This window comes from Streptomyces sp. MB09-01 (genome assembly GCF_033794505.1).
Classification (GTDB): Bacteria; Actinomycetota; Actinomycetes; order Streptomycetales; family Streptomycetaceae; genus Streptomyces.
In genome coordinates, this window is sequence record NZ_JARAYQ010000155.1 from 1 (window position 1) to 20,620 (window position 20,620).

Annotated in this window: 21 protein-coding genes; 20 read left to right on the forward strand and 1 reads right to left on the reverse strand. The window is 73.9% G+C overall.

Translation table 11 applies throughout. The annotated features are described in order from the left end of the window. Positions 1–36: 36 nt before the first annotated feature. From PV721_RS27780 to PV721_RS27865, 19 genes are all read left to right on the forward strand, one after another. The gene (locus tag PV721_RS27780) at positions 37–678 is read left to right on the forward strand and encodes a DUF5947 family protein (RefSeq protein ID WP_416371197.1); all 642 of its coding nucleotides are present in this window, start codon (positions 37–39) and stop codon (positions 676–678) included. Beyond that, positions 675–1,379: a DUF6084 family protein gene (locus PV721_RS27785; protein WP_319728720.1), complete on the forward strand. Its 705-nt coding sequence runs from the start codon at positions 675–677 to the stop codon at positions 1,377–1,379. The genes PV721_RS27780 and PV721_RS27785 overlap by 4 nt, the downstream gene beginning before the upstream one ends. After that, the gene (locus tag PV721_RS27790) at positions 1,376–2,818 is read left to right on the forward strand and encodes a hypothetical protein (protein ID WP_319728722.1); all 1,443 of its coding nucleotides are present in this window, start codon (positions 1,376–1,378) and stop codon (positions 2,816–2,818) included. Before PV721_RS27785 ends, PV721_RS27790 begins: the two co-directional genes overlap by 4 nt. Then, entirely contained in the window at positions 2,815–3,369 is a 555-nt protein-coding gene (locus PV721_RS27795) for a hydrogenase maturation protease (RefSeq protein ID WP_319728724.1), read from the forward strand. Before PV721_RS27790 ends, PV721_RS27795 begins: the two co-directional genes overlap by 4 nt. Continuing rightward, the gene (locus PV721_RS44060) at positions 3,366–3,470 is read left to right on the forward strand and encodes a DUF6893 family small protein (RefSeq protein ID WP_416371196.1); all 105 of its coding nucleotides are present in this window, start codon (positions 3,366–3,368) and stop codon (positions 3,468–3,470) included. The genes PV721_RS27795 and PV721_RS44060 overlap by 4 nt, the downstream gene beginning before the upstream one ends. 113 nt (positions 3,471–3,583) lie before the next feature. Further along, entirely contained in the window at positions 3,584–3,979 is a 396-nt protein-coding gene (locus PV721_RS27800) for a hydrogenase maturation nickel metallochaperone HypA (protein ID WP_319728727.1), read from the forward strand. 3 nt (positions 3,980–3,982) lie between these two features. Then, complete coding sequence (gene hypB / locus PV721_RS27805; protein ID WP_319728729.1) at positions 3,983–4,870, forward strand: hydrogenase nickel incorporation protein HypB; 888 nt, start codon at positions 3,983–3,985, stop codon at positions 4,868–4,870. Then, positions 4,870–7,266, forward strand: a complete 2,397-nt coding sequence (hypF, locus tag PV721_RS27810) for a carbamoyltransferase HypF (RefSeq protein WP_319728730.1) — start codon at positions 4,870–4,872, stop codon at positions 7,264–7,266. The genes hypB and hypF overlap by 1 nt, the downstream gene beginning before the upstream one ends. Next, positions 7,235–7,570, forward strand: coding sequence for a HypC/HybG/HupF family hydrogenase formation chaperone (locus PV721_RS27815; protein WP_319728732.1), 336 nt, complete (start codon positions 7,235–7,237; stop codon positions 7,568–7,570). The genes hypF and PV721_RS27815 overlap by 32 nt, the downstream gene beginning before the upstream one ends. Beyond that, entirely contained in the window at positions 7,567–8,709 is a 1,143-nt protein-coding gene (hypD, locus tag PV721_RS27820; RefSeq protein WP_319728734.1) for a hydrogenase formation protein HypD, read from the forward strand. The genes PV721_RS27815 and hypD overlap by 4 nt, the downstream gene beginning before the upstream one ends. Further along, positions 8,702–9,763, forward strand: coding sequence for a hydrogenase expression/formation protein HypE (hypE, locus tag PV721_RS27825; protein WP_319728737.1), 1,062 nt, complete (start codon positions 8,702–8,704; stop codon positions 9,761–9,763). The genes hypD and hypE overlap by 8 nt, the downstream gene beginning before the upstream one ends. Before the next feature lie 298 nt (positions 9,764–10,061). Continuing rightward, positions 10,062–10,394: a hypothetical protein gene (locus PV721_RS27830; protein WP_319728739.1), complete on the forward strand. Its 333-nt coding sequence runs from the start codon at positions 10,062–10,064 to the stop codon at positions 10,392–10,394. A 58-nt stretch (positions 10,395–10,452) separates the two neighbouring features. Then, positions 10,453–11,283 carry a helix-turn-helix domain-containing protein gene (locus PV721_RS27835; protein ID WP_319728742.1) on the forward strand — a complete coding sequence of 277 codons (831 nt, stop codon included), beginning with the start codon at positions 10,453–10,455 and terminating at the stop codon, positions 11,281–11,283. Positions 11,284–11,364: 81 nt separating this feature from the next. Then, complete coding sequence (locus tag PV721_RS27840) at positions 11,365–11,571, forward strand: hypothetical protein (protein ID WP_319728744.1); 207 nt, start codon at positions 11,365–11,367, stop codon at positions 11,569–11,571. Positions 11,572–11,651: 80 nt separating this feature from the next. Next, a complete protein-coding gene (locus tag PV721_RS27845; protein ID WP_319728746.1) occupies positions 11,652–12,236 on the forward strand; it encodes a MauE/DoxX family redox-associated membrane protein in 585 nt (194 codons plus the stop codon). Next, positions 12,224–12,757, forward strand: coding sequence for a hypothetical protein (locus tag PV721_RS27850; protein ID WP_319728748.1), 534 nt, complete (start codon positions 12,224–12,226; stop codon positions 12,755–12,757). The genes PV721_RS27845 and PV721_RS27850 overlap by 13 nt, the downstream gene beginning before the upstream one ends. A gap of 14 nt (positions 12,758–12,771) precedes the next feature. Beyond that, complete coding sequence (locus PV721_RS27855) at positions 12,772–14,718, forward strand: ABC transporter ATP-binding protein (protein WP_319728749.1); 1,947 nt, start codon at positions 12,772–12,774, stop codon at positions 14,716–14,718. Then, on the forward strand, positions 14,715–15,266 hold the full coding sequence (locus PV721_RS27860) for a S26 family signal peptidase (RefSeq protein WP_319728751.1): 552 nt from the start codon (positions 14,715–14,717) through the stop codon (positions 15,264–15,266). The genes PV721_RS27855 and PV721_RS27860 overlap by 4 nt, the downstream gene beginning before the upstream one ends. Before the next feature lie 147 nt (positions 15,267–15,413). Continuing rightward, positions 15,414–15,917, forward strand: coding sequence for a hypothetical protein (locus PV721_RS27865; RefSeq protein ID WP_319728753.1), 504 nt, complete (start codon positions 15,414–15,416; stop codon positions 15,915–15,917). A gap of 121 nt (positions 15,918–16,038) precedes the next feature. On the opposite strand, the gene PV721_RS27870 is transcribed toward PV721_RS27865, so the two are convergent. Next, a complete protein-coding gene (locus PV721_RS27870; protein WP_319728755.1) occupies positions 16,039–16,206 on the reverse strand; it encodes a hypothetical protein in 168 nt (55 codons plus the stop codon). 287 nt (positions 16,207–16,493) lie between these two features. Here PV721_RS27870 and PV721_RS27875 point away from each other — a divergent pair. Next, on the forward strand, positions 16,494–20,620 hold a 4,127-nt coding region (locus PV721_RS27875), incomplete at its 3' end, for a HEAT repeat domain-containing protein (protein ID WP_319728757.1).

The window sequence follows — 20,620 nt, forward strand, 5'->3', positions numbered from 1 at the left end:
CCCCAGCCCGGCGCGGGTGTCGTGACCGGCGCCGGAATCCGTACGGACGGCCCGCGCGCGCCGCGCGGGCTGCGCCGGTTCGCGGGCCCGCGCCCGCCCCGGCCCGAGACCTGCGAACTGTGCGGGGTGATCGTGCCCGGGGAGTCCCACCGCCACCTGGTGGAGACCGAGAAGCGGACGCTGGTCTGCGCCTGCACCGCCTGCGCCCTGCTGTTCGACCGGCCGGGCGCGGCCACCGGACGCCTGCGGGCCGTCCCCGACCGCTACCTCACCGACCCGGACCACCGGCTCGACGAGGGCGCGTGGGAACTCCTCCAGATCCCGGTCGGGGTGGCGTTCTTCTTCCGCAACGCCGCCCTCGACCGGCTCGTCGCCCTCTACCCGAGCCCGGCCGGAGCCACCGAGAGCGAACTCGCCCCGGAGACCTGGCAGACCGTACTGGGCACGGGCCGGCTCGCCGCGCTCCTCGAACCGGACGTGGAGGCGCTGCTGCTGCGCCGCTCGGAGGGCCGCACCGAGTGCTACCTGGTGCCCATCGACATCTGCTACGAGCTGGTGGGGCGCATGAGGCTGCTGTGGCAGGGCTTCGACGGCGGGGCGGAGGCCCGGGCCGCGCTGCGCGAGTTCTTCGCGCAGGTGGAGCGCCGGGCCCGGGTCCTGGCGGAGGACGCCCGATGACGGAGTTCTCCTTCACCTGCACCGGGGTGCGCGCCGACCCCTACGCCGCCGGCCCCACCCTCGTCTTCCGGCTGCGCATCACCGCCGCCGGGGGAGCCCGGGTGCACGCCCTCGCCCTGCGCTGCCAGATCCGCATCGAACCGGCCCGGCGCGGCTACGGCCCCGCCGAGGCCGAGGGCCTGGCCGACCTGTTCGGGGAGCGGGCCCGCTGGGGCACCTCGCTCAAGCCCGTGCAGTTCGCCCAGGTCCAGGCCATGGTCCCGAGCTTCACCGGGGAGACCGAGACGGACCTGGTCGTGCCGTGCACCTACGACATGGACATCGCCGCGACCCGCTACTTCGAAGCCCTGGAGGACGGGGAGGTACCGCTGCTGATGCTGTTCTCCGGCACCGCCTTCACCGGTGACGGCGGCTTCCGGGTCGAGCCGGTGCCCTGGGACCGCGAAGCCGCGTACCGGATGCCCGTGGCCGTGTGGCGCGAGATGGTCGAACAGCACTTCCCCGGCTGCGGCTGGCTCCGGCTGCCCCGCGACACCATGGACGAGCTGCTCGCCTTCCGCTCCCGACACGCGCTCGCCTCGTGGGAGGCGACCGTACGGACCCTGCTGGACGCGGCCGCCCCGCCCCCGCAGCCGCCCCCGCCGGGGGCGGTCCGGCTGGGTGCGGTCCTGCCCCGCCGCACCGAGAGGACGGCCCCGTGACCGGTTCCCCGACCACGACGAGCGCCGCCGCGGAGTCCCGCTTCGCCGCAGCCCGGCAGGTGGCCGACGCCGTCCTCCTCGAGGGGTACGTGCTCTACCCCTACCGGGCCTCGGCGGCCAAGAACCGGCTGCGCTGGCAGTTCGGCGTGCTCGTCCCCCCGGCGTGGGGCCGCGCGCACGACGAGCACGCCTTCCAGCAGACCGAGATCCTGATGGAGCCGCGGGGCGGGGCGACGCTCGACCTGGAGCTGCGGTTCCTGCGGGCGCAGCGGCGCACGGTCCAACAAGCCCTGGAGGACGGCGGCTTCGCCGAGGTGGCCGAGCTGCACCTGGCCGACCGCGTCCTGGTCCCCTGGGACGAGGGCGTGGAGGAACGGGTCGAACTGTCCCTCCCCGTCGCCGAGCTGGCGGCCGGGGAAGTGACCGTACCCTTCCGCCGCCCCGCCAGCGACGACACCGAGACCGTCCTCGACGCCGAAGGGCGCACGGTCGGCCGCCTGGTGCGGCGCACCGAGGAGGTCGAAGGCCGCCTCAGGCTCCGCGCCACCGAACTCGACGGCGCCTACCGGGTGTTCAGGCTCCGTGCCGTGGTGGAGAACACCAGCCCGTGGGCCCCGCCGGCGGGCTCCGGGAACGGCTCCGCCGACCGGGAGGCCGCCCTGCCGCACGCGCTGGTCGCCGCCCACCTCCTGCTGGGCCTCGACCCGGGCTCCTTCCTGTCCATGACCGATCCGCCCGAGTGGGCCCGCGAGGCGGTGGCGGCGTGCGTCAACCGCCACACCTGGCCGGTGCTCGCGGGCGAACCCGGCCGCGCGGACGTGGTCCTGTCCTCCCCGATCATCCTGGAGGACCACGCGGCCATCGCCCCCGAGAGCGCGGGCGCGATGTACGACTCCACCGAGATCGACGAGATCCTCGCCCTGCGCACGGCGGCCCTGACCGACCGGGAGAAGCGCGAGGCGCGCGGTACGGACGCCCGGGCGGCCGCCGTGATCGACCTCGCCGAATCCATGCCCCCCGAGGTGCTGGAACGCCTGCACGGCGCGGTGCGCGGCCTGCGGGAGATCACCGGCCCGGACCAGCCGCCCCTGCTGACGGAACTACCCGACGTGGACGCGGTGTTCACGCCGGACACTCCCTGGTGGGACCCGGCCCGGGCGGAGACCGCCGACCCGGCCCGCGACCGGATCACGATCGGGGGCACCTCGGTGGGGCCGGGCAGCCGCGTCCTGCTGCGCCCCGGACTGCGGCGCACCGACGCCCAGGACCTGTTTCTCCAGGGCCGTGCAGCGCTGGTCGAGGCGGTCCTGCACGATGTCGACGGCGGGGTCCACCTCGCCGTCACCGTCGAGGAGGACCCGGGCGCGGACATCCGCCGGGAGCAGGGCAGGTTCCTCTACTTCCAGCCCGACGAGGTCACCGCCCTGGAGGACGCGTGAGCGACAGGGTCCTGATCGCGGGCATCGGCAACGTCTTCCTCGGCGACGACGGCTTCGGCGTCGAGACCGTGCGGGCGCTGTCCTCGCACCCGCTGCCCGACGGGGTCGAGGTGGTGGACTTCGGCGTACGAGGGGTCCACCTCGCCTACCAGCTCCTCGACGGCTACGACACGCTCCTGCTGATCGACGCCACCGCGCGGGGCGGCGAGCCCGGCACGCTCTACCTCATCGAGGCCGACGGGAGCGCGGATCCGGGAGGCGGGGCCCCGGTGGGCGCCGCGCCCGGCGGCCCCGTCCTCGACGGCCACCACATGTCACCCGACACCGTCCTCGCGCTGCTCGGCACCCTGTGCGCCGGCACCGGCGCCACCCCTCCGCGGCGCACGCTGGTCCTCGGCTGCGAACCGGCCTGTGTCGAAGAGGGCATCGGGCTCAGCGCACCCGTGACCGCCGCCGTCCCGGAAGCCGTACGCATGGCCCTGGACCTGATCCGCGGTCCGGCCCCCGACCGATCCGGCGGCCTCCGCCGCGAACTGAGGAGAACCCCATGAAGAACGCCATCATCGGCGGGGCCGCGGCCGCCGCCCTCGCCGCGGTCCTGACCCTGGTCCTTCCCGACCTCAGGCGCTACCTGCGCATGCGCAGGATGTGACGCCGCTGCCCCTGCCGCGCCCGAATGGCGTACGGGGCGCGCCGTGCACCGGCGTGCCCGACCGCGACGACCCCGTCCCGCCGGTGTAATGAGCCCCGGCAGGACGGAGTCCCATGCACGAGATGTCCATCGCCATGGCCGTAGTGGGCCAGGTGGAAGAGGCGGCCCGGGCGGGCGGCGCGCGCGCCGTCACCTCTGTACGGCTGCAGGTCGGCGAGCTGGCGGGCGTGGTCCCCGACGCGCTGGCCTTCTGTTTCGAACTGGCCTGTGCCGGAACGGTCCTCGACGGCGCCGAACTCGTCACCGAGTCCGTGCCGGCCCGCGCCCGCTGCGCCTCCTGCCCCGGCACCTGGGCCGTGGGGATGCCCCCCGAACTGTGCTGTCCCGGATGCGGCAGGGCCACGGACGTGGAACTGCTGTCGGGCCGTGAGCTGGAGATCCTCAGCGTGCGCTGGGAGGACGGCCCCGCCGGTGCCCGTACCCGCGAACCGATTCCCGAGGAGGCCTGAACCATGTGCCGAGTGGTCGATCTGCGGCAGGCGGTACTCGCCAAGAACGACATGGCGGCCCAGGTCCTGCGCGCCGAGCTCACCGCCCGCGGAACGACGGTGGTCAATCTGCTCTCCAGCCCCGGCAGCGGGAAGACGGCGCTGCTGGAACGCGAGCTGCTCCTCGCCCGTGAGCGGGGCGTGGCCGTGGCCGCGCTGACGGCGGACCTCGCCACCGAGAACGACGCGACGCGGCTGGCCCGTTCGGGCGTACCGGTCAAGCAGGTGCTCACCGACGGGCTGTGCCACCTGGAGGCCGGGATGCTCGGCCGGCACCTGGACGGCTGGCTGCCCGAGGACACCCGGCTGCTCTTCGTGGAGAACGTGGGCAACCTGGTCTGCCCGGCCTCGTACGACCTCGGGGAATCGCTGCGCGTGGTCATGGCGTCGGTGACGGAGGGCGAGGACAAGCCGCTGAAGTATCCGACCGCCTTCGGACTGGCCCAGCTGGTGGTGGTCACCAAGACCGACATCGCGCGGGCCGTCGCCTTCGACGAGGCCGCCTTCCGCGCCCACGTCGAGCAGGTCAACCCCGGTGTGGAGGTGGTCCTCACCTCGGCCCGCGCGGGTGAGGGGCTGGGCCTCCTGCTCGACCGGGCCCTGGCGGCGGGGGCGGGCGCCGAGACGCACACTCCGGTCATGGCCGGCCGGCAGTCGTCGCACGGCCACGACCACGTCCACGGGAACGGCCACGACCACGTCCACGAGGACGGCCACGACCACGTCCACGAGGACGGGCACGTGCACGTCCACGGCGACGTCCACGGCCACGGTCATGGGGACGTCCACGGCCACGGCCATGGGGACGGCCACGATCACCCGCACGTGCGTCCCGCCGCGCAGACCCGCTGATGGAGGCAGTGCAGCGACGCCGCGTCACCGTCCGCGGCGTGGTCCAGGGTGTCGGCTTCCGGCCCTACGTCTACACCCGCGCGACCGGGCTCGGTCTCGCCGGGCACGTGACCAACACCCCCGAGGGCGTCGTCGCCGAGGTCGAGGGCGCCCCGGCGGCGGTCCACCGGTTCTGCGAGCGGCTCGCCGCGGACGCGCCCCCGCTGGCCGTCGTGGACGCCGTCGACCACTGCGAGGTCCCGGTCGCGGGCGGCGCCGGATTCACCATCATCGCCTCCCGGACCGGCGGGCCCGCCCGCACCCTGGTCTCCCCGGACGTGGCCACCTGCGCAGACTGCTGCACCGAACTGGCGGACCCCGCCGACCGGCGCCACCGGCACCCCTTCATCACCTGCACCCACTGCGGGCCGCGGTTCACCATCGTCACCGGGCTGCCCTACGACCGCGCCCACACCACCATGGCCCGCTTCCCCATGTGCCCCGACTGTGCCCGCGAGTACGGCGACCCCGCCGACCGCCGCTTCCACGCACAGCCGGTCGCCTGCCCGGCCTGCGGCCCCCGGCTGAGGCTGCTCTCCGGGCACCCTCCCCGCGAGAGCGCCGGCGCCGACCCGGTCGCCGAGGCCCGGCGGCTGCTGGCGGCCGGGGCGATCCTCGCCGTGAAGGGACTGGGCGGCTACCACCTGGCCTGCGACGCCACCCACCCCGGCGCCGTGGCCGAGCTGCGCCGGCGCAAGAACCGCGGCGACAAGCCGTTCGCCCTGATGGCCCGGGACCTCTCCGATGCCGAGCGATTCGCGCACATCGGCCCCGAGGAGCGGAAGCTGCTGGAGGGAGGCGCACGGCCCATCGTGCTGCTGCGCCGCCGCGAGGACGGCACGGCGGGTCCGGGCGCACCGGGCGCCCTGGCCGAAGGGGTCGCCCCGCGCTGTCCCGACCTCGGCGTGATGCTCCCGTACACCCCCGTCCACCATCTGCTGCTCGGGCTGCCCGGCGACCCGCCGGGCCCCCGCCTGCTCGTCATGACCAGCGGGAACCTCGCCGGCGAGCCCATCGTCACCGACGACGGCGAGGCACTGGAGCGGCTCGCCGGCCTCGCCGACGCCTGGCTCACCCACGACCGCCCCATCCACGTGCCGTGCGACGACTCCGTGGTGCGGGTCTGCGACGGCGAGGCGCTGACCCTGCGGCGCTCCCGCGGATACGCCCCGCTCCCGCTGACGCTTCCGCTGACGGTCCCCCCGACCCTCGCCGTGGGCGGGGACCTGAAGAACGCCTTCTGCCTCGGCGAAGGAAGCCAGGCCTGGCTGTCCGCCCACGTCGGCGACATGGACGACCTCGCCACCCAGTACGCCTTCGAACGCGCCGAGCGCCGGCTGGAGTCCATCACCGGCGTCGGCCCCCTGCGGCTCGCCGCCGACCGGCACCCCGGCTACCGCTCCACCCGCTGGGCGCGCCGCGCCGCGGGAGCCCGGCCGCTCGTGCGCGTCCAGCACCACCACGCGCACATCGCCTCCGCCATGGCGGAGCACGGCCTGGACGGCGGCCGGCCGGTCATCGGCATCGCCTTCGACGGCACCGGCTACGGCGACGACGGGGCCGTGTGGGGCGGCGAGGTCCTCCTCGCCGACTACGCCGGGTACACCCGCTTCGCCCACCTCGGGTACGTCCCGCTGCCGGGCGGGGACACGGCCGTGCAGCGTCCGTACCGCATGGCTCTGTCCCACCTGCGGGCCGCGGGCATCGGATGGAGCCCGGACCTGCCCTGCGCCGCCGCCTGCCCGACCGACGAACTCCTCCTTCTGGACCGCCAGTTGGATCGCGGCCTGAACTGCGTGCCGACCTCCAGCATGGGGCGGCTCTTCGACGCCGTCTCCTCCCTGGCCGGCGTCTGCCACCGGGCGGGGTACGAGGCGCAGGCCGCGATCGAGCTGGAGGGCGCGGCGCTCGGAGCGGGCGCGGCCGGCCCCGGCTACGCCTTCGGCCTGCGGGTCCCGACAGGCCCGGCCGGCGCTCCGGTCACCGCCGATCCCGCCCCCGTACTGGCCGCCGTGGTGGCCGACGTACGCGCGGGCACGCCTCCGGGGCTGATCGCCGCACGCTTCCACACCGCCGTCGGCGCCCTCGTCGGCACCTTTTGCGAGCTCGCCCGCGAGCGGCACGGCCTGGACACCGTCGCCCTGACCGGCGGGGTCTTCGCCAACACCCTGCTGTCGTCCGCGTGCGCCCGGACCCTGCGCGCGAGCGGTTTCACCGTCCTGCGTCACGGCCGGGTCCCCCCGAACGACGGCGGACTGTCCCTCGGCCAGCTCGTGGTGGCGGCCGCCGCCGACACCGCGCACCACCCACAGCAAGGAGAAGCCCATGTGCCTGGCGGTACCCGGCAGAGTGCTTGACATCGGGGAGAAGGACGGCACCCGCATGGCTACCGTCGACTTCGGCGGCGTGCAGAAGGAGGTGTGCCTGGAGTACCTGCCGGACCTCCAGGTGGGCGAGTACGCCATCGTCCACGTGGGCTTCGCCCTCCAGCGCCTCGACGAGGAGTCGGCGCGCCAGACCCTCGAACTCTTCGCGGAACTCGGCATGCTGCAGGAGGAGTTCGGCGACCCGTGGGAACAGGCCGCCGAAGCCGGTGGCGAACCCTGGCCCTTCGCCGACGGACCGGCCGTCGCCGCACCGCAGGAGGAGGTCACGCCGTGAAGTACATCGACGAGTTCCAGGACCCCGAGCTCGCCCGCCGGCTGCTCGACGACATCCACGCCACCGTGACCCGCCCCTGGGCGCTGATGGAGGTCTGCGGTGGTCAGACCCACACCATCATCCGGCATGGCATCGACCAACTGCTCCCGGACCAAGTGGAGTTGATCCACGGTCCGGGCTGCCCCGTGTGCGTCACCCCGCTGGAGGTCATCGACAAGGCGCTGGAGATCGCCTCCCGCTCCGACGTGATCTTCTGCTCCTTCGGGGACATGCTCCGGGTGCCGGGGACCGGCCGTGACCTGTTCCGGGTGCGGAGCGAGGGCGGCGACGTACGCGTGGTCTACTCCCCGCTCGACGCCCTGAGGATCGCCCAGGAGAACCCGGACCGGCAGGTGGTGTTCTTCGGCATCGGCTTCGAGACCACCGCGCCGCCCAACGCCATGACGGTCCACCAGGCGAAGAAGCTGGGCATCCGCAACTTCAGCCTGCTGGTGTCCCACGTCCGGGTGCCCCCGGCGATCGAGGCGATCATGCAGTCGCCGAGCTGCCGGGTCCAGGGCTTCCTCGCCGCCGGGCACGTGTGCAGCGTGATGGGCGTGGGGGAGTACCCCGAGCTGGCCGCGCGCCACCGCGTGCCGATCGTGGTGACGGGATTCGAGCCGCTGGACATCCTGGAGGGCGTACGCCGGGCGGTGCGGCAGCTGGAACGCGGCGAGCACACCGTCGACAACGCGTACGCGCGGGCCGTCCGCCCCGAGGGCAACCCGGCCGCCCTCGCGATGCTGGAGGACGTCTTCGAAGTCACCGACCGGGCCTGGCGCGGCATCGGCGTCATCCCCGGCAGCGGCTGGCGGCTGTCCGCCCGCTACCGGGAGTTCGACGCCGAACACCGGTTCTCGGTGACCGACATCAACACCCGCGAGCCGGCCGCGTGCCGCAGCGGCGAGGTGCTCCAGGGGCTCCTCAAGCCGCACGAGTGCGAGGCCTTCGGCACGCTGTGCACCCCGCGCAGCCCGCTCGGCGCCACCATGGTGTCCAGCGAGGGAGCCTGCGCCGCGTACTACCTCTACCGGCGGCTGGAACTGAAGACGGTGCCCGCCGCCCCGACCGCCCCGCTGGAGGCGAGCCCCGTTGTCTGACACCGCACTCGACATCACGGGCTGGACCTGCCCGGCCCCGCTGCGCGACCACCCCCGTGTGGTGATGGGCCACGGCGGCGGGGGAGCACTCTCCGCCGAACTGGTCCAGCACCTCTTCGCCCCCGCCTTCGGCGGCGAGGCGCTGGCCCAGCTCGGCGACTCCGCGGCCATCTCCCTCGGGGGAGTCCGGCTGGCCTTTTCCACCGACTCGTACGTGGTGCGGCCGCTCTTCTTCCCCGGCGGCACCATCGGTGACCTCGCGGTCAACGGCACGGTGAACGACCTGGCCATGAGCGGGGCCCGGGCGGCGTACCTGTCCTGCGGCTTCATCCTCGAGGAGGGCGTCGAGATGTCCGCCGTGGCGCGCGTGGCCGAGGCCCTGGGCGCCGCCGCGCGGGCCGCGGGCGTGGAGGTGGCCACGGGCGACACCAAGGTGGTCGAAGTGGGCCACGGGGACGGCATCTACATCAACACCGCGGGCCTCGGCATCATCCCCGACGGGGTGGACCTGCGCCCGCAGCGCGTGGTGCCCGGCGACGTCGTCATCGTGAGCGGCGAGATCGGCCTCCACGGGGTGGCGATCATGAGCGTCCGCGAGGGGCTGGAATTCGGCGTGGACATCGAGAGCGACTGCGCGGCCCTGGGCGGCCTCGTGCAGAGCATGCTCGCCGTCACCCCGGACCTGCACGTCCTGCGCGACCCCACCCGCGGCGGCCTGGCGGCCTCGCTCAACGAGATCGCGGCGGCCTCGGGCACCGGTGTCGTGATCAGCGAGACCCGTGTCCCGGTCCCGCCGGCCGTCGCGAACGCCTGCTCGATCCTCGGCCTGGACCCGCTCTATGTGGCGAACGAGGGCAAGCTGGTCGCCTTCGTCCCCCGCGAGCACGCCGACGCCGTCCTCGACGCCATGCGCGCCCACCCCCTGGGCCGCCACGCCACGGTGATCGGCGAGGCCGTCGACGCCCACCCCGGCATGGTCGTCTCCCGCACCGCCCTCGGCGGCACCCGCGTGGTCGACCTGCCGCTCGGGGAGCAGCTGCCGCGCATCTGCTAGCTCCGGCCGCAGTCCTCGCCGTACGACGAAGCCCCTGGTGGGACGGGTTCTCGACCGAGAATCCCCGTCCGCGCCAGGGGCTTCGCGCGTGACACCAAACGCTCCGGAGCGGTTGCTGTCACCCGGTCTGCCTTCCGCGCGCCGCGGCCGGTCGCAAGACTCGTCACCAGGAACAAGGCGGGCCCGCCTCCCTGCACATCGACCGAGTGATCTCCGATCGCTCCCTCACCCGACCGTCAGAAGCGAGGCATGCCGTGTTCTTCATCTTCTTCGGCCCGATCTGGGACTGACCGGGGTCGTGCACCTGCTCATGACCCTGCTGTTCCTGTCGGCGCCGCCGGACCACCCCGTCCGGCTCGTCGACCGCCATCTCGTCACCGATGTCATCTGGGCCGTCGCGGTCCCCGCCGACCGGCTGGAGCACGTGTACACCCGCTCCGCCGAAGGGCGCCTGGACATCGCACTGTTCCTCCTGGCCGCCGGCGCGGAGGAAGCCGCTTCGGCCGGCGATCGGCTCGTTCGCAGAGCCCTTGCCGGGGCGCCCGCACTGGCCGGTTGGCGAACGGCCCCCGTCCCCTTCGAGGGGATCCACCGAGAAGGAGAGAATCCTGTTACAGACGGCCATCCGTAGTGAGGACGACGCCGCGCGGGCCACGAAGGCGCCCGCCCTGACCTTCCGCTCGCTGCAGGTGCTCCGGACCCCGCACCTGATCCGCAGGGCCGAACCCGAACTGTTCCACCTGGCGCTCCCGCTGCACGGCCGGCCGCTGCTGACCCGGGCCGGCCGGGAGAGCGTCCTCGGAGCCGGGGAGATGGTCTTCTACGAAGGCTCCCGGCCGTACCGCTCGGCGGTGACGGGGCACCAGGACTGCGCCGAGCTCATCCAGGTCCACTTCCCCGGCGCGCTCCTGCCCCTGTCTCCCGCCGGCATGGACCGGCTCGCGGGCGAGCGGCTGTCCGGCCGTGAGGGGATCGGCCCCCTCCTGACGGACTTCCTCGTCCGCCTGGTCAGGGACGCCCGGCACTACCGGCCGGCCGACACCGCCCGGCTGGGCGGCATCCTCCTCGACCTGTTGACGGCCTTGCTGGCCCACGAACTGGACACCGCGGCCTGCGTACCGGCCGAGTCCTACCGGCGCTCGCTGATGCTCCGCGTCCAAGGCTTCGTGGAGCGGCACCTGGGGGACGCGCGCCTCTCGCCCCAGGCCGTCGCGGCGGCCCACCAGATCTCCGTCAGCTACCTGTACAAGCTCTTCCAGGAGGAGGGGCTGACGGTCGCGGCATGGATCAGGGAACGCCGCCTGGAGAGCTGCCGCCGCGACCTCTCCGATCCGCGCCTGGACTCCCACCCCGTCCACGTGATCGCCGCGCGCTGGGGCTTCCTCAGCAACGCCCACTTCAGCCGTGCCTTCCGCGCCGCGTACGGGATGTCGCCGAAGGAGTACCGGCACGCGGCCGCACCCCTGCGCGGCGTACAAGAACCGTCAACAAGCGTGCTCGTGCAGTCAACGACACCCTGACCGCGCTCGGACATGCTCATGACATGCCACCGCGGCACCACACCGGAGCGGTGGACACACCACGACAGAGGAGAGACCGACATGTTCGCCAAGATCGAAGCCATGGGTGCCGCCCTGCTGGAGCGCGTCGTCCCCACCGTCACCGCGGACGCCGCCGCCGCGCCCGGCTGGTACAGCTACGGCGCTTGCTGGCAGTGCAACAACGGCCCGTGGGGCCACTTCGGGTACAACGCCCCCTGCGAGGCGTACTGGAACGGCGCCAAGTTCACGCGCGGCATCTGCGGCTGAACCCGGAGCAGGCACGGCTGAAACACCGCCCCGCTACCGGAACGAACCGGTAGCGGGGCCCACCGCCGAAGGGAACGCCAATGTCCTCGTTCGAGATCGCCGTGCGGAGCCTCATCGGCACGGTCTTCCTGGTCTCGTCCCTGAGCAAGGCGCGCAACCGTGCGGCGTACCGGGGGTTCGTACGGTCCTTGGCCCACATGCGCGTAGGACCCCCGGCCCTGGACGAAGCGGCCGCCAGGGCCGTCCTGGCCGCGGAGTTCGCGACCTGGACGCTCCTGGCGGTGCCGGCGCGGACGACCGGCCGGCTGGGGCTGCTCCTCGCGGCGCTGCTGCTCGCCGCCTTCACGTTCGGGATCGCCCGGACCCTGCGCCGGCGCTCTCCCGTGGCGTGCAACTGCTTCGGGCTCTCCGCCACACCCGTCGGCGCGCGGCACGTCGTACGCAACCTCCTGCTCGCGGCCGTCGCAGCCGGCGGCCTGCTGGCGCCCGCGGCACACGGGGCGGCCGGAACGGGCCACGTGCTGGTGGCGGCGCTCGCGGGCCTCGCCGCCGGCCTGGTGACCACCGCCCTCGACGAGATCACCGCGCTCTTCCGTCCCCTCCCGGGCACCCGTCCACCCCTTCGCCCCATGACCGAACCTCAGGAGTCCCGATGTATGTCCTGACAGCCGCCGTCGTGCTGCTCTCAGCGCTCTGTCTGCTGAACCTGCTGCTGACCGTCGGCGTGGTCAAACGGCTGCGCGAGCACACCGAGATCCTCGCCCCCATCCGGCAGCAGGCCGGCATCCGCACGGGAGACGAGGTCGCGGACTTCGAGGCCGTCACCGTCGACGGCCGGCCGCTGGACCGCGCCTCCCTGGCCGACGACAGCGTCGTCGCGTTCTTCGCCCCCGACTGCCAGCCCTGCAAGGCGGTGCTCCCCGACTTCGTCCGGCTCGCCGAAGCCGACGCGTACGGCCGGGACCGCCGGATAGCCGTCGTGATCGGCACCGCGGAGGCCTCCCAGGACCTCGTGGCACTGCTGAGCCCCCTCGCGCACGTCGTCGTGGAGGAGCCCCTGGGGCCCGTCGGAACGGCCTTCCGCACCTCCGGCACGCCGACCGTGCTCCGGATCGGCACCGCCGGCGGCCGGACCGTGGTGGCCTCCGACCGGGTACTGGCCCTGCCCGCCGCGACAGCGGTATGACCAGGGGCGATCACATGCGCGCCGCACCGTCCGGACTCCTGCGGGCCGTCCGCCTCGCGGCCGCGGCCCTGCTCCTCACGGGGAGGACGGCCCCCTGGCACCTGTCGGCCTTCGCCGTGCTCACCCTCTGCCGGGGCGCGTTCCCGCTGGCCGCCGCGTGGCTCATGAAGACCCTGCTCGACGACCTCGTCCGGGGCGCCGAACCGTCCGGCCTGGTGGGACTAGCGACCGCCCTCGCCGTCGTCGGCGTCGCGACGGCGGTCACCCCCCTGGTGTCGCAGTTCCTGCACGCCGAACTGGACCGCAGGACCGGCGTGGTGGCCATGGACGAGCTGTTCGCCGCCGTCGACCGGTCCGTCGGCATCAGCCGGTTCGAGAACCCCCGCTTCCTCGACGAACTGAGGCTCGCCCAGACGGCGAGCCGGAGCGCACCGGTCCAGATCGTCAGCGGGGGACTGGACATCGCCGGCCAGGTGCTTCCCGTCCTCGGATTCGCGGCCTCCCTGTTCGCGCTCAGCCCGGTCATGGCCCTCGTCGTCCTGACGGCCGCCGTCCCGGCGGTGATCGCGGAGTGGCTGCTCTCGCGCCGCCGCGCCCAGCTGGTCATGGACGTGAGCCCCGTCGAACGCAAGGAGTTCTTCTACAACCAGCTTTTGAGCACCGTCGAGGGGGCGAAGGAGGTACGGCTCTTCGGGCTCGGCGGGTTCTTCAGGACGTCGATGCGCCGTGAGCGCCTCGCCAACAACGCGGCCCGCAAGCGGATGGACCGCAAGGAACTGTCCGTGCAGTTCTGCCTGGAGGGACTCGCCGCGGCCGTGTCCGGCTGCGGCCTGCTGTGGGCTGTGGGCGCCGCACGCGACGGCAGCATGACGATCGGCGGGATCGCCCTGTTCGTCGCCGCCGTCACCGCCGTGCAGAGCGCGCTCGGCGCGCTGGCCACGCAGATGGCGTCGACGGCCGAGGCCCTGCTCCTCTTCCAGCGCTACCGGGCCGTCACGGCCCTCGGACCGGACCTCCCCGTGGCCGGCCGGCCCCGGCCGCTGCCCTCGATGCGGCTCGGGATCGAGTTCCGGGACGTGTGGTTCCGGTATTCGGATCAACTGCCGTGGGTGCTGCGGGGCGTGAACGTCTTCATCCCCCACGGCCGGGCCCTGGCCCTGATCGGCCTGAACGGCGCGGGCAAGTCCACCTTCGTGAAACTGCTGTGCCGCCTCTACGACCCCACCCGGGGCGCGGTCCTGTGGGACGGGGTCGACATCCGGGAGATCGACCCGGCCGAGCTGCGGTCCCGGATCGGCGCGGTCTTCCAGGACTCCATGCACTACGACCTCACCGCGGCCGAGAACATCGGGCTGGGCGACCTGGAGGCCCTGGGTGACCGCCCGCGCATCCAGGAGGCGGCCCGCCGCGCGGGGATCGACGGGGCGCTGGCCTCGCTGCCCCAGGGGTACGACACCCTGCTGTCGAGGAAGTTCATGACGGCACCGGACGCATCCGATCCGTCCGTGGGCGTCCTCCTGTCCGGAGGACAGCACCAGCGGGTCGCCCTGGCCCGTGCCCTGATGCGGCACGACCGGGAACTGATGATCCTCGACGAACCCTCCTCCGGCCTCGACGCCGAGGCCGAGCACGAGATCCACGCCTCGCTGCGGAGCTTCCGTGCAGGGCGGACCAGCGTGCTGATCTCCCACCGGCTCGGCACGGTGCGGGAAGCGGACGTCATCGTGGTGCTCCAGAACGGAAGGATCGTCGAGCAGGGCGGCCACGAGGAACTGCTGGCGGCGGAAGGAACGTACGCCGACCTGTTCAACCTGCAGGCCAAGGACTACCAGGACGGGCCCAAGGACCCGGCCCCGGACGTCCCGGACGTGTCCGTCCCCGATGCGGCCGCCCCCGATGCGGCCGCACCCCGCGCGGCGGTCCCCCACGTGGCGGCCCCGGGCGCGGCGGTCCCGCGGTGAGGCCCCGTCCGGCGCGCGCCGCGTCCCGTACCGGCTCCGGGCGCGGCGCCTCCTACGATCCGGCGGCCGGGGTGATGCCGAGCCGGGAGGAGCTCGACGCCCTGGCGGTGTCCTGGCCCTCCCCGCGGGCGCCCGAAGCGCACCGGTCCCGCCTCGCACGGCTCGTGGGGGCCCTCGCCGCGCTGCCGGGGCGCCGACTGGTCCTGGTGACGGTACGGGGCCGCAGCATGGAGCCCACCCACCACGAGCGGGACCGGGTCCTGGTGGTCCGTGGAACCGGAGCTCGCCGGGGCCGGGTGGTGGTGGTCGCCAACCCGCGGGAGGAAGGCGCCCACTTGATCAAGCGGGTGCTCGCCGTGCCCGGCGACCCCGTGCCGAGGGACCTCGCCCCCGCCCTGGCCGGCGTACCGGAGCGGCGCGTGCCCTCCGGCAGGCTCGTGCTCATCGGCGACAACCCCGAACACAGCCTGGATTCCCGGCAGCTGGGCTACTTCCCGGCATCGGCCGTCATGGGCCGGCTGCTTCGGGACCTCTGGCGCCGTCCCTGACGCTCCTCCTGCGGACGCCCGCCCCGCAGCCCCGGCCGGCCGGGCGGATCCCGCCGGGCGCCCGGTCGCGCGTGCCGCACCGGACTCCCGCCTGCGCCGCGCACCATCGACGTACGCTGACGGCGATCGACGAACTGGAGACCGGCCGTGACCGCCATCGAATACCTCGCCTCGTTCATAGCGACCGGACGCCTGCACGGGATCGGCATCGGCTCCACCCTCGGCGAGGTCGACCGGGCCTTCCCCCACCGCCACGTCGACGTCGTCGACGAGGGCGGGGAATCGCTGCGCCGCGACTACGGATTCGTCGAGTTCTACTTCAACCCCGGCGAGGAGTGGGTGATGTCCGGCGGGTCGGTCGAGCTCCACCGCCTGCCTTCCGGCTACGGCATGGCGAAGGCGTGGGCCCGGGCGACGGGCGTCGCCTTCCCGCGCCACCTCGCCTGGGCGGACGTGCGCGAGGCGCTCGCGGGCGTCCCCGGAGCCCCGGTGTTCGAGGTCACCGGCCAGGGTGGCTTCCTCGAGCACCGGGCGGCGGCGTCCCACGTCTCCGTCATCGTCGTCGACGACGTCGAGGAGGAGCGGGGCTGCCACGTGGGGCACGGGGACGTGTGGAGCGTCAGCCTGTGGGCGCCCGTACGGGCGAAGTAGCGGCGAGGCCGACGCAGCGGCCCCGGGGACCGGGACCCGAGGTGCGCACCGGCGCGGGCGTCCGTCGTCCGCAGATCACGGCCGCGCCGGGTGGAGGGGCAAGCCCGGCGCGGCCGTGTGATCACTCGGCGCCGCTCCGCTTGACTTCATCGCGTACCGCGCGAACGGAACGAATCGCCGTGATCATCTTCTGGGACAGCGCCGGTACCTGGTCGAAGAGGTGCCCCACGACGGCAACACCTCCTGCGACCGAGGTCACGGCAACGGTCACCCAACCTGCCAGTTCCATAGAGCGCCTTTCGAAAGAGGGTGATGTGCGGACCGGGGAGGTCCCCCGAGCCCCTCACCTCCGGCACCCTCCTCGCTACGGCCCTGCGCAACCCCTCACACTCGATCGGCAACTACGCGACCAGCGGTCGGAGTTGAGCCTACCGAGCAACGGCGCCGGATGTCCTGAGGACCGGAGAGGCGGGAGACGTCCCCTCTGGCTCCTCCGGGGACGGTCCCGACGGGGTACGGGCTGCATCGGGGGAAACCTGCTGGTGGGGCCGGGAACGTCCCGGTTAGCATCCGACGATGACGACGCCCAGGGACACGGCCTTCGACGATGCGGTGCGCCGGGCGGACGTCGGCCGGCTGGCCGGTCGTATCGACGCGCGGCTCTGCCCGCCGGCCGTCTTCGGACGTCTCATCCGGCAGGAGGATCCCCGCCTGCGGCATCTGGGGCTGGTCCTGATGGCCGAGCGCGTCGCCTCGGGCCGGACGGGCGGCGAGCCCGAGACGGCCGAGCTCGCGGGGCTGCTGCCGGTGTCGGTGGAGGGTCCGCCGGAGACGGCGCTCGTCCTGGCACGGCTCTACGAACGACTGGCGCCGTACCGCCCGGGGCTCCGCTGGCCGTCGTGGCGTACGGCCGAGCTGCCCGTGCGCGTACGGATCGCCTGGCTGCGCGCCGAGCTGCTGAACGATCCGACGCTGATCCGGAAGGGATCTCCGGGCGAACTGCTCTACCAGGCCGTGCAGGAGACGACCGCCACGGGTGCGCACCGGCCCGAGCGGCTCGTCAACGAGCTCGTGGACAGCGGCGACCCGGTGTTACAGGCCGCGGCGCTGCGGCTGGCCCGGCAGGGGCTGCACGCCGGTCTGCTGGCTCCCGCACTGGTCCGCGCACACGTGACGAGCCTGCTCGGTGCCGGCAGCGCGGACGTCGCCGCCGCGGCACTGGGCGAACTCTGCGAACCGTGGACGGCGTTGGATCCCCTGCCGCCGGAACGACTGTCCCCCTTTCTCACCGCCGGGTCCGTGATCGCACGCCCCGAGGCGGCCGACGCCGCACTCGCGGCAGCGGCCCGGCACGGGCACGGTGGTCTGCTGCGGCAGGTCGTCGACGATCCGGAGCTGCCGCCGGGTCTTCGCCGGCGGGGGATGGAACTGCTCGGGGACCTGGCGGACCGCGGTGACATCGGCGCGCTGACGGCCGTCGCCGCAGAGGACCCCCTGCTGTTCGGCGGGCCGGCGGTGACGTGCCTGCGGGGGCTCCACCGGCGCGGGCACTTCCCGGACGGGACGCACGTCCCGTCCATCGTCGGGCTGGCCCTGGCCGATCACACGATCGCGCCCCACGAGGTCGCGACGATCCTGTTCACCTGCCGTCAGGCGATGTTCCGCGAACTGGTGGACCCCCACCTCGACGCCGACTCCGACGCCGGCATGGACGACCCGAGCTGGCCGCGGCGGCTCGCACTGCTGGTCGCCCTGGCCGGACAGGGGGCGGGGGAGCTTCCGATCGGGGACGCGATCACGCAGCTGCTGCCCACCGCTGCCGTGCCGGGGCCGTTCCTCGACGCGATCCGCGCGTTGCGCCACGCGCCGGCCGAAGACGCCGTGATCGCCCTCCTGCCAGCAGCGCCCGCAGCGGCCCTGGGCGCTCTGGAGGCCATCGGCGGGCGCCGGACCGTGACCGTGCTGAGGGAAGGGCTCGGCCTCGCCGCGGAGGAGGGCGCGGGCGTGATCGCGCCGCATCTGCGTGCGGTGCGCAACAGCGCGCTCGAGGTGCTGTGGCATCTGACCGAGGATCCGTCACAGCGGCGCGCCCTCCTCGTCCGACTCGATCCCTCCGACCTGCCGGCTCGCATCGCGGCGGATCTCGGTGGCGCGGACGAGCAGGAACTGGCCCTCCTCAGCTCCCATCTGGACCCGGACGAGCCGGTGGCGGCACTGTGCAGACTGGCCGACCACGGCAGCGCCGGCACGCTGCCGGTCATCGCGGACCTGCTCCTGCGCATCGTGGCCGAGCTGGCGGCGGCCTCGGAGCCCGGCGCGGCCCCCGCGCAGCGCGCGAACGGACAGCCGGCCGGGGAGCCGGTGGTGCCCCAGGAGATCCTGGACGCCGTGCACGGTCTGGGCCGCCGTCTCCACGAGCGGGGACGGATCAGACCGTCCTGCCTGCTCGACGCGGCTACCGCACAAGAGGCCGGACACGCACTCGTCGCGTCCCTGGCGCTGGATCTGCTCGACCGGCCCGGACTGTCGAGCGGCGAGCAGGCGATCCTGCTCGAACTCCTCCTCCGAGCCCCCTGCCCGCGCACCCGCGCGCGAACGCACCGGCTGCTGCGGCACCGCGACCGGCACGTGCGCAAGCACGTGATCGCGCTGCTCGCCCGCGACGCCACGGGGAACGACGCGCAGGCGCTCTCGGCGACCCTGATCGCGCTGACCGCCGCCCAGGACATCCAGACCGTTCGGCAGGCGCTGCTCGCCCTCGGCCACGCGGAGGCGCACTGGGCCTCCACCGCGATCGCCGCCTGTCTCGGCCATCCGAACATGAACATCAAGAAGACCGCCGCCGAGGTACTGGTCCACGCGGGCACGCCCACGGCGGTACCGGCCCTGCTGTTCTGGCTCGGCCACCACGACAATCCGGGCCTGCGCGCCAGGATCGTCGAGGCGCTGCGCGCCATCCTCGGCGGCGCGTACCTGGCGACCGTCCTCGCCGCCGCCGAACAAGGCGAGGACGCCAGCGCCCGCGAACTGCTGCTGCAAGGCCTCGACCGCGCCCTGCCGGCGCGCTCGGTCCTCGCCCTCGACGACCAGGCATCACGGGTCGCACCGACCCTGCTCGCCCTGGTGGCGACCGGCCGGGTCGTCCTCGCCTCGGGTACGGCCGAAGACCTGTCGACGGCCATGGGCAGGCACGGGATCACCACGCCCGACGCGCCGCGGCCGGCGGGCGGGACCGGAGCGGACCTCGACGTCGGCGCGCTGACGGCCGGGGCCTGGAATCCGACGGTCGCCCTACGCCTCGCCGAGCGGCGCGAGCTGCCGCACCCCGGCCGCCTGCGGGCCCTACGGCCCCTGCTGGCCCACTGGCTCCGCCTGGCCGGCTCAGAGCCGGCCGCCCGGGGCCGCGTACTGAGGCTCACGCTCCGGCTCTGCCCCGCACCGTGGACGACCGAGGAACTGGCGGCCTTCTCCCGGTCCACCACGGTCCTGCTCGACGCCCTCGCCGAGGCCGCGGCGGGAGAGCGCGCCGACCTCATCGCCGTACTCGAAGCCGTCGCACCGACCCTGCCGGCGGCCGGGAAGCCGACCGTCGCCGAAGCGGTACGCGCGCTGCCCCCCGTACCCGCAGGAAACCGGTCCACGCTGCCACTGCTCCGCAGCCTCGACGCGGTGCTCGTCCGCGCCGACCTCGAACAGGCACTTGCCTCGGCCCGACTGGACGCCAACCCCCGGCAGGCCGAAACGGCAGTACTCCGGGACGCATTCGCCGCCCCGCCCTCCCCGGCGGGCGCGCCGGCCGAGGCCGGGGGGTGGCGAACGGCGCTGGTCGCCGCAGCACGCACACCGGAGGCCCTGGAGGATTTCCGCCGACTCTCCCTCCGCCCCCTCCCGCACGGCGACATCCCGGGCTCCAGGGACCGCCTGACCGCGCTGATCGACGTCTACGCCTCTGCCGGCACCGAGGTCCGCGCCGCCCTCATCGACTGGATGACGGACGTCCAGCCCCTCGACGCACCCCCCTGGACCCTCACCGAGACCGCCCGCGCGGCGGCGCCGCGGCCGCGGACCGTGCACGTCGACGACCTCGACCAGCCCCGCTCGACCGCACTACGGGAGCGCCTGCTGGCCATGCTGCGGGCGTCCGCCCCGGACCGCCGGCACGCCGCCGCCCTGGCGCTCCTCGCGTGGCCCGAGCCCGAGGCCGCGGTTCCCGTGCTCCGAGCGTTCCTGCGGGGCCGCATCGACGTACCCGTCCGTGCCGGCCTCGCCCGCAGCCTGAGCGCCATCGGCGAGGCCGGACTCCGCGCGGACGGCATCCTGCACGACAGGGTCGCGCTCGCGACAGGCCGGCTCGAACCGTGGGAGCTGGAACCCCTGGTCCCGCTGCTGCTGGAATGGTGGGAACACGACCCGCCGTCCAGCAGCTCCGCAGCAGGCCGGGCGCTGCTCCGGTACCCCGCCGACGCGCTGGCGGACCACCTCGCCGACCGCCTCGAGGCCGGCGCCTGGGGGTTCCTCGACCTGCTCCGCGGCCGTTCCCTGCTGCGCACCCCCGCACTGATACGGACCTGCCGGCGGCTGCGCGCCGAAGGACGCGACGACCTCGCGGACGGACTGCTCCTCGTGGATGGTCCGCTGCGCCGCCCGGACTCCGCCCAGCAGGACGCGACCGCCCTGGCAGCACTCCGCGAACGCACCCCGCC

Coding starts and splice junctions, on each gene's coding strand:
- PV721_RS27870 (WP_319728755.1), bottom strand. CDS start 16,206: ATGGAACTGGCAGGTTGGGTGACCGTTGCCGTGACCTCGGTCGCAGGA.
- hypB (WP_319728729.1), top strand. CDS start 3,983: ATGTGCCGAGTGGTCGATCTGCGGCAGGCGGTACTCGCCAAGAACGAC.
- PV721_RS27855 (WP_319728749.1), top strand. CDS start 12,772: ATGCGCGCCGCACCGTCCGGACTCCTGCGGGCCGTCCGCCTCGCGGCC.
- PV721_RS27785 (WP_319728720.1), top strand. CDS start 675: ATGACGGAGTTCTCCTTCACCTGCACCGGGGTGCGCGCCGACCCCTAC.
- hypF (WP_319728730.1), top strand. CDS start 4,870: ATGGAGGCAGTGCAGCGACGCCGCGTCACCGTCCGCGGCGTGGTCCAG.
- PV721_RS27800 (WP_319728727.1), top strand. CDS start 3,584: ATGCACGAGATGTCCATCGCCATGGCCGTAGTGGGCCAGGTGGAAGAG.
- PV721_RS27850 (WP_319728748.1), top strand. CDS start 12,224: ATGTATGTCCTGACAGCCGCCGTCGTGCTGCTCTCAGCGCTCTGTCTG.
- PV721_RS27840 (WP_319728744.1), top strand. CDS start 11,365: ATGTTCGCCAAGATCGAAGCCATGGGTGCCGCCCTGCTGGAGCGCGTC.
- PV721_RS44060 (WP_416371196.1), top strand. CDS start 3,366: ATGAAGAACGCCATCATCGGCGGGGCCGCGGCCGCCGCCCTCGCCGCG.
- PV721_RS27845 (WP_319728746.1), top strand. CDS start 11,652: ATGTCCTCGTTCGAGATCGCCGTGCGGAGCCTCATCGGCACGGTCTTC.
- PV721_RS27815 (WP_319728732.1), top strand. CDS start 7,235: ATGTGCCTGGCGGTACCCGGCAGAGTGCTTGACATCGGGGAGAAGGAC.